15 protein-coding genes are annotated in these 13,785 nt (G+C 71.4%); 6 read left to right on the forward strand and 9 right to left on the reverse strand.

The features are described from left to right. Positions 1-53: 53 nt before the first annotated feature. The 7 genes from I4Q55_RS35855 to I4Q55_RS35885 form a co-directional block, all read right to left on the reverse strand. On the reverse strand, positions 54-260 hold the full coding sequence (locus I4Q55_RS35855; protein WP_206792026.1) for a hypothetical protein: 207 nt from the start codon (positions 258-260) through the stop codon (positions 54-56). Between the two features lie 63 nt (positions 261-323). Further along, on the reverse strand, positions 324-1,235 hold the full coding sequence (locus I4Q55_RS35860; protein ID WP_206792025.1) for a hypothetical protein: 912 nt from the start codon (positions 1,233-1,235) through the stop codon (positions 324-326). A 103-nt stretch (positions 1,236-1,338) separates the two neighbouring features. Beyond that, a complete protein-coding gene (locus I4Q55_RS51080) occupies positions 1,339-1,719 on the reverse strand; it encodes an HAD family hydrolase (protein WP_206792127.1) in 381 nt (126 codons plus the stop codon). A gap of 271 nt (positions 1,720-1,990) precedes the next feature. Then, positions 1,991-3,163: an ABC transporter permease gene (locus I4Q55_RS35870; protein WP_206792024.1), complete on the reverse strand. Its 1,173-nt coding sequence runs from the start codon at positions 3,161-3,163 to the stop codon at positions 1,991-1,993. Further along, positions 3,160-3,843 (reverse strand): ABC transporter ATP-binding protein, encoded by a 684-nt coding sequence (locus tag I4Q55_RS35875; RefSeq protein ID WP_206792023.1) that lies wholly within the window; start codon positions 3,841-3,843, stop codon positions 3,160-3,162. Before I4Q55_RS35875 ends, I4Q55_RS35870 begins: the two co-directional genes overlap by 4 nt. Next, a complete protein-coding gene (locus I4Q55_RS35880; protein ID WP_206792022.1) occupies positions 3,840-4,913 on the reverse strand; it encodes a peptidoglycan-binding protein in 1,074 nt (357 codons plus the stop codon). The genes I4Q55_RS35875 and I4Q55_RS35880 overlap by 4 nt, the downstream gene beginning before the upstream one ends. Beyond that, on the reverse strand, positions 4,903-5,484 hold the full coding sequence (locus I4Q55_RS35885; RefSeq protein WP_206792019.1) for a hypothetical protein: 582 nt from the start codon (positions 5,482-5,484) through the stop codon (positions 4,903-4,905). Before I4Q55_RS35885 ends, I4Q55_RS35880 begins: the two co-directional genes overlap by 11 nt. A gap of 78 nt (positions 5,485-5,562) precedes the next feature. On the opposite strand from I4Q55_RS35885, the gene I4Q55_RS35890 reads away from it, so the two are divergent. Continuing rightward, entirely contained in the window at positions 5,563-6,249 is a 687-nt protein-coding gene (locus tag I4Q55_RS35890; RefSeq protein WP_206792018.1) for a response regulator transcription factor, read from the forward strand. After that, positions 6,239-7,996: a cell wall metabolism sensor histidine kinase WalK gene (locus I4Q55_RS35895; protein ID WP_206792016.1), complete on the forward strand. Its 1,758-nt coding sequence runs from the start codon at positions 6,239-6,241 to the stop codon at positions 7,994-7,996. Before I4Q55_RS35890 ends, I4Q55_RS35895 begins: the two co-directional genes overlap by 11 nt. Before the next feature lie 124 nt (positions 7,997-8,120). Here the strand turns inward: I4Q55_RS35895 and I4Q55_RS35900 are convergent, their stop codons facing one another. Further along, entirely contained in the window at positions 8,121-8,696 is a 576-nt protein-coding gene (locus I4Q55_RS35900; RefSeq protein ID WP_206792014.1) for a GNAT family N-acetyltransferase, read from the reverse strand. A 267-nt stretch (positions 8,697-8,963) separates the two neighbouring features. Continuing rightward, complete coding sequence (locus I4Q55_RS35905; protein WP_206792012.1) at positions 8,964-9,557, reverse strand: PadR family transcriptional regulator; 594 nt, start codon at positions 9,555-9,557, stop codon at positions 8,964-8,966. 89 nt (positions 9,558-9,646) lie between these two features. Between I4Q55_RS35905 and I4Q55_RS35910 the strand changes: the two genes are divergently transcribed. The 4 genes from I4Q55_RS35910 to I4Q55_RS35925 all read left to right on the forward strand — a co-directional run bounded on the left by I4Q55_RS35910 (position 9,647) and on the right by I4Q55_RS35925 (position 13,743). Next, positions 9,647-10,462: an SGNH/GDSL hydrolase family protein gene (locus I4Q55_RS35910; RefSeq protein ID WP_206792010.1), complete on the forward strand. Its 816-nt coding sequence runs from the start codon at positions 9,647-9,649 to the stop codon at positions 10,460-10,462. 54 nt (positions 10,463-10,516) lie between these two features. Continuing rightward, entirely contained in the window at positions 10,517-12,079 is a 1,563-nt protein-coding gene (locus tag I4Q55_RS35915; protein WP_206792009.1) for a sensor histidine kinase, read from the forward strand. Between the two features lie 4 nt (positions 12,080-12,083). Beyond that, complete coding sequence (locus I4Q55_RS35920; RefSeq protein ID WP_307793337.1) at positions 12,084-12,737, forward strand: response regulator transcription factor; 654 nt, start codon at positions 12,084-12,086, stop codon at positions 12,735-12,737. A 166-nt stretch (positions 12,738-12,903) separates the two neighbouring features. After that, positions 12,904-13,743, forward strand: a complete 840-nt coding sequence (locus I4Q55_RS35925) for a S1 family peptidase (protein ID WP_307793343.1) — start codon at positions 12,904-12,906, stop codon at positions 13,741-13,743. Positions 13,744-13,785: the final 42 nt, after the last annotated feature.

The raw sequence follows: 13,785 nt of genomic DNA on the forward strand, positions 1-13,785 counted from the left end.
AACAGCAACCCGGCCATCGCGGACGGGGTCGTGGTCGGCGGCGCGGTGGCGGTCTACACGAGCAGCGGCCTCGGCCCGGCCGCGGCCAACCCGGCCGCGCCCGCGGGCACGCCGGAGCGGTACCTGGACCTCTCCCTGTTCCCCGGCGGCACACTGCCGGCCGGGGTCACGATCACCGAGGGCCAGGCGTGGAACACGCTGGCCCGGATCGTCGCCAACCTCGCCACGGTCGGGTTGACGCCACGCGACGTGATCACCATGAAGGCCTACCTCAAACGCCCGGCCGGCGCGGCGGACGCGGACTACGCGGGGTGGAACCGGGCCTACCGCCAGTTCTTCGCGAACGTGGATCTTGCCACGGGTGACACGGTCCCCGTGCCGACGGGAACCGGCACGCCCATGCCGCCCAGGATCGCCAACACCGCACGGCCGGCGCGGGCGACGCTCGAGGTGGCCGGACTGGCGGTGCCCGGCTGGCTGCCCGTCCCGGTGGCCGGCTGCGCGGCGAGACGGCGTTGGAGACCGAGGACTGCCTTGGCCCTGGCGAACTCCGCCGGGGTGAACGGCAGCAGCGACCGGGTAACGACCACCACGCCGCCCTCGATGTCCGGCAGCCACATCACCGTTCCGTTCATGCCTTCACCGGCCCCTTTCCGGCGACGGCCGGCGGGTTTCCGTTCGATGCCGCAATCGCCCAGTACCGCCAGCAGCAACCGGATCAGGTCCGGTTCTTCCGCGGCCGCCATCGTCAGCACGCGGGTCGGCAGGTCGACGAACTCGTACACGTCCGCCGGGACGACCCGTACGTCCCGGCCACCGCCCAGTTCGGCGACCGTGGCGATGTCCGCCGCTGTCGCGCCGGCCGGCGCGCGGACGAGAAACTCGTCCACCACACCGTCCGGTACCGCGAGCACCTGCAACGAGACGATGTCGTAGCGGTGCGCCGCCAACGCGGCCGTCACCCCCGCCAAGCTCCCCGGCACGTCACGCACCGTGGCGCGCACCCGCCACGCCACCCCGCTCCGCGGCGGACCTCCGTCCGCGCCGCCGCCCGCCGGCTTCGGTCGCGGACGGTGGGCCCACCACCGGCGCCACGCGGCGGTGACGATCATGAGCCCGCCCAGCGCGAACAGCATGACCGGCCCGACGCGGTTGTGTTCCAACGTGCTGACGAACAGATCGGCAAGCCCGGTGGCGATGAACAGCGCGGCGAGCTCGATCAGCTCACGGCTCATCGAGGTCCTCGATCGATCGGCGGTCTTCGGCCGTACCCCGGCTTCGGTCATGCGGCCAGCATCCGCGGCCTCTCTTACCCCGCCCGCGTCGGTCTGTCACGATTCAGTTAACCGGCCGCGGCCGACCGGCCCGCCCGGGCAATCCGGCCGTTACCCACCACGGCCTCACCGGCGTGTGCTCACGGTTGTGGCACGGACACGAGTGCCTGGTGGTGGCGACCGGCCCGCGCGAACCTGCCCCAGACTGAGACTCAAGGTCGTTCAGCTCGGAACCGAGCAACGTGGCGAGCGTCTTGGCGGCAATCCGGGCGCCGGACGCTTGGTGGTGAGCCAGTTCGAGCACCGCCTGGTCCCGCGCGGTAGCGGGGTTCGGGACGGCGAGGACGGTCATCCCGGCGGCGTGGGCCGAGCGGATGCCCGACGCGGAGTCCTCGACCGCCACACAGCGGTCCGGGGCCGGCCCGAGGCGGCGCGCGGCGAACAGGTAGGGCCCGCCTCAGCGCCGTCTTGCCGCTCCTGTTTCGCAGCCTCCCAAAGCCGTCGCGGCTCGCCACCCATGCGCAGGCCGCGGTCGAGCGCGCCGACCGGTTCACACGATGGCAGGTTCCGCCCTTCCCGCCCGGCCAGTGCCGCGACCGATGGAGAAACCGACGAGGTGTTCCGGCGCCTCGCTGATCGCTGGGTGCGCTCCGATCGGGGATGTACACGGCAGCAGCGGCTCGATCCGGGTCTACGCCGTGATCGATGCCCGGCTCTCACAGGGCCAACGCCTCCGTCGGGGTGAGCCGGGACGCTCGCACGGACGGGTAGACCCCTGCGGCCGCGCCGATGAGCAACGCGCCGGCCAATCCACCGGCCAGGGTCTCCGGTTGTAGCACCAGCGGCCACTGCTGGCGGAGCACGTAGGCCGCACTGGCGCCGATGCCCAGGAGCAGGCCGAGTCCGCCGCCCAGACCGGACAGAGCCACTGCCTCGGTGAGGAACTGGCTGCGGATGTGGCCACGGGTGGCGCCCAGGGCCCGGCGGAGACCGATCTCGCTGCGGCGCTCCAGTACCGAGATCACCATCGTGTTGGCCACCCCGACGCCGCCGACGAGCAACGCGACTCCGGCCAGTCCCAGCAGCAGTGCGGAGAACGCCGTGTCGGTGGCCCGTTTCGCGGCCAGCACCTCGGACGGCTTGGTCACCTGCACGGCGTCGGGCCGCTCCGGGTTGGCCGTGCGGGGCAGGATCGAGCGCACGTCCTCGACGGCGGACTCGGCGGCCTGGACGTAGAGCAGGCTGGGGTGGCCGTCGAACCCCGGAAAGGCTTGCGCCGCGGCCCACCCCACCAGCGCCGACCGATCCAGCTCCGGGTGGAGCGGCAGCGGATCGAGCACGCCGATCACCGTGAACCAGCTGCCGCCGATGTAGACCTGCGGGGCCGGTTGCCGCGCCAGGTCGGGAACCCCCAGCCGCGATGCGGCGACGGCGCCCAGGACGACCGTGGGAAAGCGCTCGGTGGCCGCGTCGAGGAACCGCCCGGATCGGACGTGTCCGCGGACCGCGGACAGCAACCCGAGGTCGCTGGCTTGGACGGTTACTCCGGTCACCTCGGCGGGGTCCGAGTGGTCGGATCGGGTGATCCGGGCCGGGGTCTTGCCCACCGCCTGCACTTCGGTCACCGGGCCGATCCGGCGCACCATGGCGGTGGATTCCCGTGGCAGCGGCACCGGTGGCCGGAGCTGGACGGGCGAGGACACCACGAGGACATTGGTGCCCAGCGCGGAAAGCTGGGCGGCCAGCGCCTGCCGGCTCGACGCCGGGATCGTGGTCACCAGGACCAGCGTGGCGATGCCGATGGAGATGCCCACCGCCGACAGCGCGGCGCGGGCCTTGCGCGTGCGCAGGCCGACCAGGCCGACCGAGAGCAGATCACGGAGGTTCACCGCACACCGCCGGCGGTGTCACGGACGAGCCGGCCGTCGCGGAGCTCCAGCCGTCGAGGCAGCCTGGCCGCGATGTCCCGATCGTGGGTGATCACGGCGACGGTCGTTCCCTCTGCGTTCAGCCTGCCCAGCAGCTCGAGCACGGCCGCCCCCGTCGCGGTGTCCAGGGCGCCGGTCGGCTCGTCGGCGAGCAGCAGCGCCGGCTGTTTGACCACGGCGCGGGCGATCGCCACCCGCTGCCGCTCGCCGCCCGAGAGCTGATTCGGCCGGTGATCGGCGCGGTGGGCCAAGCCGACGCGCTCCAGTGCGGCCAGCGCCAGCGCCCGGCGGCGACGGTGGGGTATCCCGGCGTACAGCAGGCCGGTGGCCACGTTCGCGGTCGCGCTCAGGCCGTCGATGAGGTGGAACTGCTGGAACACGAAGCCGATGCGGCGGCCGCGCAGCGCGGACAGTTCCCGGTCGGACAGGCCGGCGACGTCCTGGCCGTCCACCTCGACAGTGCCCGACGTCGGCCGGTCGAGCGTACCCATCACGGTGAGGAGGGTGGATTTGCCGGAGCCGGACGGCCCCACGATCGCGAGGAGTTCGCCCGCCCGGATCGTCAGGTCGACACCGTCGAGCGCGCGCACCCCACCCGAGTAGGTCATGCCGGCCCCGCGGACGGCGAGTACCGGGGTCACGACGCGGTCACCACGATCATGCCCTCGGCCACGCCGGCGCCGCTGACCTCCACCATGCCCTGGGCGAACAGCCCGGTCGTGACCGGTACCAGAGCGCCGCCGGGGGGTTGCAGCGCATACCCGCCCTCCTTCAGCGCCAGCAGCGCGCCGACGGCCACCGCGAGCACGCCGTGTCTGCTCGTGGCCGGGAACGCGACCTGCACGGACGCCGAGTCCAGGGAACCGGCCTTGGCCGGATCGTCCAGGGCGACGACGAGATCCACCCGCTGCGAGGCCGGTGAGCCGTCACCGCTGCCGTCGGCGGAGTTACCGCCCTTGGCCACGGTCCCCACCGAGCTGACCGAACCGCCGGCGGTGCTCCCGTCGGGCAGCTTGACGGTCACCTTGTCCCCGGCCTTGTGCGAGCCGACATCGGTCGCGTCGATCTCGACGGTGACGGACTTGGTCGTGGCGCTCACCTCGAACAGCGAGTTCGTCGCCGGATCGCCGAGCTGCGCCTGGATCGCGCCCACACGCACCGGGCCGCCGAAAACGACGACGTCTCCCACGTCCACCACACCGGTGGGCTCCACGCCTTGGGCGGTCTGCCACCGTTTGATCGCGTCGATCAGGGATTGCGTGAGGACCGCTTCGCCCTTGCCGGCCCGCGGCTGCGTGCCGATGCGGTACCCGAGCGCATTGAGGTTGTCCGCCACCAGTTTGACGTCCTTGCCGACCAGGTCGGGGCGGTCGAGCTTGCGGTACAGCGGGGTGTCACCGAAGAACAGCGTGACCGGCTTGTCGTTGACGCGGTAGAGCTGACCGGCCCGGTCCACCGTCGCGCCGGTGGCGGGCAGCCAGGTCACGATGCCCGAGCCGGTTCCCCGGATCATCCGGGTGTGGCCGTAGCCCAGGGTACCGGCCACGGAAGTACTGGTGGAAAGGTCCGTCCGGCGCACCTGCGTGGTGCCGGGGGTGGCCGGCGCCGCCGCCATCGGCTGGGCAGGCGGCTCGGCGAACCACCAGACTCCGGCCCCGGTGACCGCCGCGACCACGGCCACGAGCGTGATCGTCACTGCTTTACCCGGCACGGTAGGCTTCCTTGCGGCAGTCGAACTGCACTTTGGCCTGCTCGTCCTGGGACATCGTCGGCCGGCCGTCGTAGTTCCAGCCACCACCGTTGGGCAGCGGGGTGACCTTCAGGCCGCGGTTGTTGAGGCAGGCGATCTCCTTGCGGTAGCCGTCCATGTAGTGCGGGTTGGTGTCGGGTGAGAGTTCCGGCGCGGGCAGCGGCTTGATGGGTTCGCACTGGTCGAAGGCGCCGTTGTAGGCCGGGTTCCGGCCCCGGATCGTGGCGTCGTTGTCTTTCGGCGCGAGTGTTCCCGGTTCCTTCTCGACGTAGGGGACACCGTGGTCCTTGAGGCACTTCCAGTACACCTGGGTCCAGCCCCACCATTCGGCGTCGGTGGTGTTGAGCGTCTGGCGCGGGTGGCGGTCCACTGTGGAACCCGTGGCGGTCGCCCCGGTGCTCGCCGAAGTCTTGCCGGTGGGCAAGGAGGCCACACTCGGCGCTGGGTCAGGCGGGCCTCCGCAGGCCACGGTCGCGCACAGCGCCGCCGCCACGCACAGGCCCAGCTTCAGCCGTCGGGAAATCATCGTCATGGGAACAGCTTTGGCGGATCTCGTCAGCATCCGGTTAAGGCGCTGTTCGAATGATGTCTCTCCGATTAGGTTGGGGCGATGTCCTCCCGTGTACTGGTCGCCGAGGATGACCCGCACCAGGCCCAGGTGATCCGCCTCTACCTGGAAGGTGAAGGGCACACCGTCGAAGTCGTGCACGACGGTCAGGAGGCGCTGGCGTGCGCTCGCGCGCGCCGGCCCGACCTGCTGGTACTCGATGTGATGCTGCCGGGGATGGACGGGCTCGACGTCTGCCGCACCCTGCGCACCGAGTCCGACGTCCCCGTGCTCGTGCTGACCGCGCGCGACTCCGAGTACGACCTGCTGCGCAGTCTCGACCTCGGGGCCGACGACCACATGACCAAGCCCTACAGCCCCCGCGAACTGGTGGCACGCGCGCGGACACTGCTGCGCCGGACGCGATTCGGTTCACAGACCGGCTTTCTGTCGCGGGTCGGGGATCTGGTGGTCGACCGGCAGCGGCACACCGTCCATCTCGCGGGCCGGCCGGTGGAGTGCACCCACGCGGAGTTCGCGCTGCTCGAGGTGCTTTCCGGCCAGCCGGACCGCGCGTTCACCCGGGAGCAGCTGCTGGAGCTGACCCGGGGCACCGACGCCTACGTCACGACGCGGACCATCGATGTGCACATACTCAACCTGCGCCGCAAGATCGAGCGTGACCCGGCCCGCCCGGCCCGCTTGGTGACGGTGTACGGCGTCGGGTACAAGCTCACCGATGCGGGCTAGGTTCGCCCGCCACCGCAGCCTGGTCGTCCGGCTGACGGGGGTCTCCGCACTGATCGCCGTCAGCTCCATCGCCGCGACGGCATGGCTGGCGGCCGAAAGCACGACCGAGGCGATCCGCCGGGAACAAGGGCGAGCGTTGTCCGCCGACGCGTCCATCTACAACGAGCTGATCGGCTACGCGTCGCGTAACCCGGCCTGGAGCGGCGCCGGCGACACCGTCCGCCTGCTGGCGGCGAAAACCGGCCGCCGGATCGTGCTGACGACGCCCGCGCGGGCAGCGATCGCCGACTCCGCCGGCGGCGCGGTGGCGCTGCCCGAGCAACCCCGCGCGGTGGTCGACCCGCTCCACGTGGACCCGGCGTTGCTGCCCGGTACCTCACCCGGCGGAATCGATTCCCGCGTGGTCGGACCGTACGCCCTGACCGCAGACGAACGCGTCAGCCTGCAGACCGCGGCCGCCCTGGCGCAGTTCTGCCTGCAGGACACGGGAGTTCCCGCACAGGTCCGGGAACTGCCGTCGGGACGGCCGGTCGTCAGCCCGCCCAGTGGCGGCTTCGTCCGCACCCAGTGCGACACGGACGCACTGGATCAGCCCACCCCGACCGAATCCAGGGCGCTCGCCGAGTTGAACACGCTGGTCGCCACCTGCCTGAACCGTCAAGGCGCCACCGAGCCCGCCGTGGTCACGCTCGGCTTCGCCATGACAGGCAACCAAACCCTGACGGCGAAGTCCTGTGTGGACTCCTCACGCCGGGCACAGCTGGCCGGGTACGTCGCCCCGCCCGCACTGCTGTTCGTGCTCGGTCCCGGCGGAGAGCCCCAGTCCGGGTTCCCGTTGTCGGCCACGAATTCCGCGCGCATCACCCTGCTGACGCTGGGGGTGGTCGGCCTGGCCGTGCTCGTCATGGTGGCCGTCACCTCCCGGCTGGCCCGGCCGCTGCGCGCGCTCACCGAAGCCGTGCGCCGGGAGCAGCGCGCCCCCGTGACCTCCCGGGACGAAATCGGCTACCTGGCCGAGGCGTTCAACACGCTGGTGAAGCGCCGCGAAGAGATCGAGCAGCAACGGCGCACGATGATCAGCGACATCGCCCACGAACTGCGCAATCCGCTCAACGCCGTCCGCGGCCGGCTGGAAGCAGCCGAGGACGGACACCTCCCACTGGACCGCGCGCTGACCCACTCCCTGCTGGAAGACACAGCGTTGCTCCACCACGTCATCGAAGATCTGCGGGACATCGCGGACGCCGACGCGGGGCAGTTGCGGATCCATCCCGAAGCGATGCGAGTCACCGACCTCGTCGACCAAGTCGTCGTCGCGCACGCCCCGGACGCCCCGGACGTCACCCTCACCGCCGCCGTAGCCGACCCGGACCTCGTGCTGATCGCGGATCCGGTACGCCTGCGCCAGACCATCGGCAACCTCGTGGGCAACGCGCTGCGGTACACCCCACCGGGTGGCCAGGTCACGGTACGCGCGGCGGCCGACGGCGACGAAGTCGTGTTCGAAGTCGCCGACACCGGAGCCGGCATCCCGCCCGAAGACCTGCCGTTCGTGTTCGACCGGTTCTGGCGCGCCGACAAGTCCCGTGCCCGGCAGACCGGAGGCAGCGGACTGGGCTTGGCCATCGTGCGGGACCTGGTCACCGCGCACGGCGGCACGGTCGCCGTCAGCTCGCCCTCGGGTGCGGTGTTCACCCTGCGACTACCACGGTCCGGCCCCGCGGAACGCCAAGGCGGTGATCGGTGAGCTGCCGCTTCTCGACGAGCGACCGCGCAGCGCTCAGCCGCACGAGCTGAGTTGACCTACAACCCCACCCTGGAATTTGCCACGGACCGGCAGCTTGACTCATCCCGGCGCGGCCGCGGTCGCCTCATCGGCAACGCTGCGGGCTCATCACCTTCTCGAACCTGAACATGTGATCGGTCCCGTCCCCGTCCTGCGAATCACCCGGCGAGGCCCGGTGATCATGGGGGTCCGGGTGGCCGGGGTGGAAGAACTCCACGATCGCGAAACCGCACCTGTTCACATAGAAATGGATGTTCCGCCGCTCGAAGTAGGGCGTAAAGGTGGTCCACACCCGCGTTTCCGGGTACCTCGCCTCAACAGCACGCCACGCCAGGACCCCCGTCCCCCGGCCTTGCTGATCGCCGTCCACGAAGAAGAAATCCAACGAGTTCAGCTGGGTGTGCTCGTCGATGGAGACGACCACGCCGCCGACCACACGATCCTCCCGGACCACGTGCAGCACCTCGGCGCCCGGCTCGCGCAGCGTCTGCCACACGTCCTCGTCCGAGGGAATCGGCTCGTCCGGGTCGACGCCGAGCTCGTGCACGGCGGCATCGGTGAACGCACGCTGAAGCCGCCGCGCGAAGCCGGAGTACTCGTCCGGCCGCGCCTCGACCAGCTGCACCAGCCCCCCGCCCGGGACGGTCCCGTCGACACCCACCCGCCGCTCCTTCACTCGTGGATTCGATGACGCCCGCGGCCCCGAGGTCCGCCGGCGACACCATGCCCCGACACCGTAACCGGTGTGCCCCGTGTGACCGGGTGCAGCAGGCTCCCGCTTGCCCTGGGGAGATGTAAGACGCGATCATCGGCGCTGTCCGAGCTGCTGCGCCTGCAGTAGTCCCGGGGTCGGCCCTCCGGGCTCTGCGCAGCACCAGGTTGGCGCCGCAACTCGCGGAGCGCGCCATCCAGCGCCGATCATGCCGCGCTACCGGGATGGATCCGAGGTGGGCGCCGGCTGACCGTCCCGCGTCGCCCGGTCGCGCAGGAGCGCGGCGGCCCGCACAGACCAGTCGTGGTGTTCCTGCTCGAACCGCCGGCCGCGCAAGCACGTCAGGTAGGGCCCGATCGGAGATCCGTGACGCAGGTAGGTCTCCTCGTCGAGGTCCCCGCGGAACCGCCGCAGGATCTTGTCGAGGATCTCCACCTTGGCCGCGGCTGCCGCGGCTCGCTGTTCCAGTTGCGCGATCACCGGTGCCGCGTCGACGTGGTCGACGGCCTGGACCTTGACCAGCAGGTCGTCGCGGATGAACGACGGCTTGCTCACGGCGGCGGCGAAATCCGCCAGCTCGGCGAGGCCGGCGTCGGTGACCCTGAACAACCGCTTGGTGGGACGGGTTCGCTGGACCACCTCCCGGCCGCTGATCAACCCGTCCTTCTCGAGCTTGGACAGCTCCAGGTAGAGCTGTTGCGGCCGGGCGTACCAGAAGTTGGCGACGCCCACGTCGAACGCCTTGGCCAGCTGGTAGCCGCTGTACTCGCCGGACAGCAACGCCGCGAGCACAGCATGCCGCAGACTCACCGGCGCGTCTCCTCGTCGTCGACATGGGGGCCGACGCCATCATAGCCATGGTTATGATTAGTCAACATTATGACTAGGAGGGTGGCGTGATGAGGCCCGAGGAACCCGTGCCCGGCGGCAAGTACCTGCGCTACGTCGCCTTGGGTGACAGCCAGACCGAAGGCGTCGGGGACGGTGACGACATCGTGGGCCTCCGGGGATGGGCCGACCGGCTCGCCGAACGCCTCACCATCGACAACCCCGATCTCCAGTACGCCAACCTCGCCGTCCGTGGCCGCCGCGCGGACGAAGTCCGGTCCGGGCAACTGGGGCCGGCTCTGGCGCTGCGTCCCGACCTGGCCACCGTTGTCGCCGGAGTGAACGACCTGCTCCGGCTCCGAGTCGAGACCGCCACGGTGGCCGGTCACCTGGAAGCGATGTTCGCCGCGCTCACCGAATCCGGGGCCCGCGTGGCGACCGTGACCTTTCCCGACCTCACCAGGATCATCCCCCTCGCCCGACCGGTTCGCTCCCGCATCCTCGACATCAACGACCGGATCCGGGCCGCAGCCGCTCGGCACGGAGTCGCCGTCGCGGAAATCGCTCTGCACCCCTCCGTCGCCGACCGCCGGTTCTGGAGCGAGGACCGGCTGCACTGCAGCCCCCTGGGGCACCAGCTGATCGCCGACGCGGTCGCGCACGCCCTCCAGGTGCCGGGCAGCGACGATTCCTGGAACGAACCCGCACCACCGTTGCCCGCCCCACCGTCGACGCACTGGCGCGCCACCGCCGAACTGCGTTGGGCAGCCACCTTTCTCGGCCCTTGGCTCGGCAGGCGCCTGCGCGGCCAGTCCTCCGGGGACCAGCGCACGGCCAAACACCCTCAACTCCACCGCATCAAGGACCACAGAGCTGAGTGTCGCTGACAACTCGGCACGTTCCGGCGAACCGCCGTTGGCGTGCGGTACGTGGAACCGGGTATGACGGGATTCCCTTTCTCGCCCGGTGCACTTCGGCTCACCTCACGAGCCGCGGCTTGCGGCCCGGAACTGGCCTCGCTGGTCTTCGTCGGCGGGGTCACTTACCTGGCCACGCAGTACATCGCCGTGACCTGGACTCCGGCCCCCTGGGAACAACCCGGCACCGGGTTGTTCGTCGCGGGTGCCGCGATCGTGCTCGCCGCCGCACGCCGCCGGTTTCCGGTGCTCGCGCTCCTCGCCGCCGCGCTGCTGGTGGGGCGGTACCCGGCCGCCGGAGTCACGCTGGCCATGACGTCCTACGGCGTGGCTGCGCGAACCCGGTCGGCCCGGTCGCGGGGTACTGCACTGGCCGTAGCCGCGCTGATCCCCTTCACGATCGGATTGATATTGATCGGGTCGCGCCTTCAGTGGCAGCTCGCGCTCGGCGGGTTCGGGCTCGTCGCGGTGCTGTGCGTCGTCGGGCCCACCGTCGTGCAGGCGCTTCTCGCCCAGCGGGAACGGCTGATCGACGTCCTCCGGCAACAGACCCGGTTTGCCGCATCGGCTGCCCGGCTCCAGGAGCGGTCCCGCATCGCGCAGGAGATGCACGACCTGCTCGGACACCGCCTCAGCCTCATCTCCCTCTACGCCGGCAGCCTCGAGCTCGACGCGGGACGCCCGGTCGAGGCCACCGAGCCGGCCCGGCTGATCCGGGACACCGTGCAGATCGCGATGGACGAGCTACGTGCGACATTGGGCATCCTGCGTCAGGGGGAAGCCGGCGCGACCGAGCCGATCGACCACACCGGCACCCGCTCCGACGTCCGCCGGCTCGTCCGCCAGGCCCAGGCCGGCGGCACCGAGGTCGACCTGACCTGGCACGGCGACGACCTGACCGAAAGCACACTGCCGGTCCGGCAAGCGGTGCACCGGATCGTCCGGGAAGGCCTGACCAACCTCCACCGGCACGCGGCCGGCGCGCAAGCCCACGTCGTCGTGGACCACGGACCCGCCCGGGTCCGCGTGCAGATCGTCGACGACGGCCGCGGTGGGACCGGCACAACCGGCTCCGGCCTCGGGCTGGTCGGCGTCGCGGAACGGGTCCGGCTGCTGGGCGGCACCCTCACCGCCGGTCCCCTGCCGAGCCGCGGGTTCCGGCTGGCGGCCGAAGTGCCGCTGGCCATCCCCCCACCCGGCGCCGGCCGCGCCGAACCCGGCACCGGTGAGGAACCCGACGACCGCTGGGGCCGCCTCGGCCAGGCGGTGGTGCTGGCCACGGGCCTGGCCGGGGCGGTCGCGATCCTGGTGGTCGTGTTCTCGATGCTCTCCTACGCACCGGGCATGGTCGACCGGTTCGACTCGATCGGCCTCGGCGTCACCCGCGGCCAGGTCACCGACTCGGTCGGCCCGGACGACTCGCTGGCCCACCGGGCCGCGCGGGGCGCGGAACCTCCCACGCTCCCGGGCGTGGACTGTTCGTACACCTTCACCTACACCGAGGACGGCGCCACGATGATCGAACGCTACTGCTTCCGCTCCGACGTCCTGGTCGACAAGACCCGGTTCCCCCTGCCGGCGGCCTGACGCCGTGGACCGCATCCGCGTCCTGCTCGCCGACGACGAGCACCTGGTGCGCGCCGGGATCCGGCTCGTCCTGCGGCACGCCGAAGACATCGAAGTCGTCGCCGAGGCGGGCGACGGCGACGAAGCCGTCGACCTCGCCTGCCGCCTGCCACTGGACGTGGCACTCGTCGACATCCGCATGCCCGGCGTCGACGGCCTCGCCGCGCTCGAGCAGCTGACTCACCGGGCACCGGCGGTCAAAGTCGTCATGCTCACCACGTTCGGCGAGCCCGGCTACATCACGCGGGCCCTGCGCGCCGGCGCGGCCGGGTTCCTCCTCAAGGACACCGGCCCCCAGGAGCTCATCCAGGCGGTGCGGGCCGCGGCCCGCGGGGGCGCCGTCCTGTCCCCGCGGATCACCAAGGACCTCATCGACCGGTACGTGACCACCGACGACGGCGAGGCGCGCCGGCTCGTGGGCACGCTGGCGGAGCGGGAACGGGAGGTCCTGGTCCAGGTCGGGCTCGGCAAGTCCAACGCCGAAATCGCCGGCCAGCTGTTCATGGGCGAGGGCACCGTCAAGACCTATGTCAGCCGGATCCTCGCGAAACTGGGCTGCGACAACCGGGTCCGCGCCGCGATCATCGCGCACGAAGCGGGCATCCTGCCGGCTGCCTGATCCGAGACGACCGGCGACTTGACACCGGCGGATCGTCTCGGGAACGCCGTACCGCTGAACACCTCGGCCAGTCCCCGCGTGGAGCCGGGTGAGAACCCGATCACCGAGCACGGAGGTCTGCGAAATGCCTTCCCGGCACCGAAAGCCGAGCAGAGTCAAGCTCTTGGTGGCGGCCGCCGCCATCGTGGCAGCCGCCACGGCCGCCATCGCCATCCCCCATGCGGACGCGGCCGGCACCGGGCCCGCGGACAGCGGCGCCGCGGCGCGCGCCATGACCGGTACCGCGTGGGCGATCGACGCGGACACCGGGCAAACGGTCGTCACGGCCGACAGCACCGTCCAGGGCGAGAGGTGGGACCGCCTGATGGCGGCCACCCGCGGGCAGCAGTTCCGAGTCGAGCGAACCCCCGGAGTCCTCAAGCTGTTCGCGGGCGGCGGCGACGCCATCTTCACCGGCCGGGCCCGGTGCTCCCTCGGGTTCAACGTGACCACGAGCGACGGGAACCCCGGCATCCTCACCGCCGGCCACTGCGCCACCGCCGGACGGCAATGGTCCCTGACGCCGGACGGTCGATCGGTCGCCACCGTCCAGCAGGCCACGTTCCCCGGCACCGGAGACTTCTCCCTGCTCACGTACAACAACACCGCGACCGAGGCACCCAGCGTCGTCGACGTCGGCGGCGGCCGGACGGTCGCCATCACCAGGGCCGCCGCGGCGAAGGTCAATCAGCAGGTGCTCCGGATGGGCAGCACCACCGGCCTGCACCAGGGCCGCGTCACTTCGCTGAACGCCACGGTCAACTACCCCGAAGGCCGGGTCACCGGGCTCATCCGGACCACGGTGTGCGCCGAGGGCGGCGACAGCGGCGGACCGCTGTTCACCCGCGACGGTTCCGCCGTCGGCATCACCTCCGGCGGCTCCGGCAACTGCCGGACCGGCGGCGTGACGTTCTTCCAGCCGGTGACCGCCGCCCTCCTCGCCGTCGGAGCCGGCATCGGCGGCTGACTTCGCCACCGCCCTGCGCACGGGGGTGCGCGGCCCGGCCCG

The organism is Amycolatopsis sp. MtRt-6 (genome assembly GCF_017308975.1).
GTDB lineage: Bacteria > Actinomycetota > Actinomycetes > Mycobacteriales > Pseudonocardiaceae > Amycolatopsis.

Coding starts and splice junctions, on each gene's coding strand:
- I4Q55_RS35885 (WP_206792019.1), bottom strand. CDS start 5,484: ATGACGATGATTTCCCGACGGCTGAAGCTGGGCCTGTGCGTGGCGGCG.
- I4Q55_RS35855 (WP_206792026.1), bottom strand. CDS start 260: ATGGTGATCACGTCGCGTGGCGTCAACCCGACCGTGGCGAGGTTGGCG.
- I4Q55_RS35910 (WP_206792010.1), top strand. CDS start 9,647: ATGAGGCCCGAGGAACCCGTGCCCGGCGGCAAGTACCTGCGCTACGTC.
- I4Q55_RS35860 (WP_206792025.1), bottom strand. CDS start 1,235: ATGAGCCGTGAGCTGATCGAGCTCGCCGCGCTGTTCATCGCCACCGGG.
- I4Q55_RS35915 (WP_206792009.1), top strand. CDS start 10,517: ATGACGGGATTCCCTTTCTCGCCCGGTGCACTTCGGCTCACCTCACGA.
- I4Q55_RS35890 (WP_206792018.1), top strand. CDS start 5,563: ATGTCCTCCCGTGTACTGGTCGCCGAGGATGACCCGCACCAGGCCCAG.
- I4Q55_RS35895 (WP_206792016.1), top strand. CDS start 6,239: ATGCGGGCTAGGTTCGCCCGCCACCGCAGCCTGGTCGTCCGGCTGACG.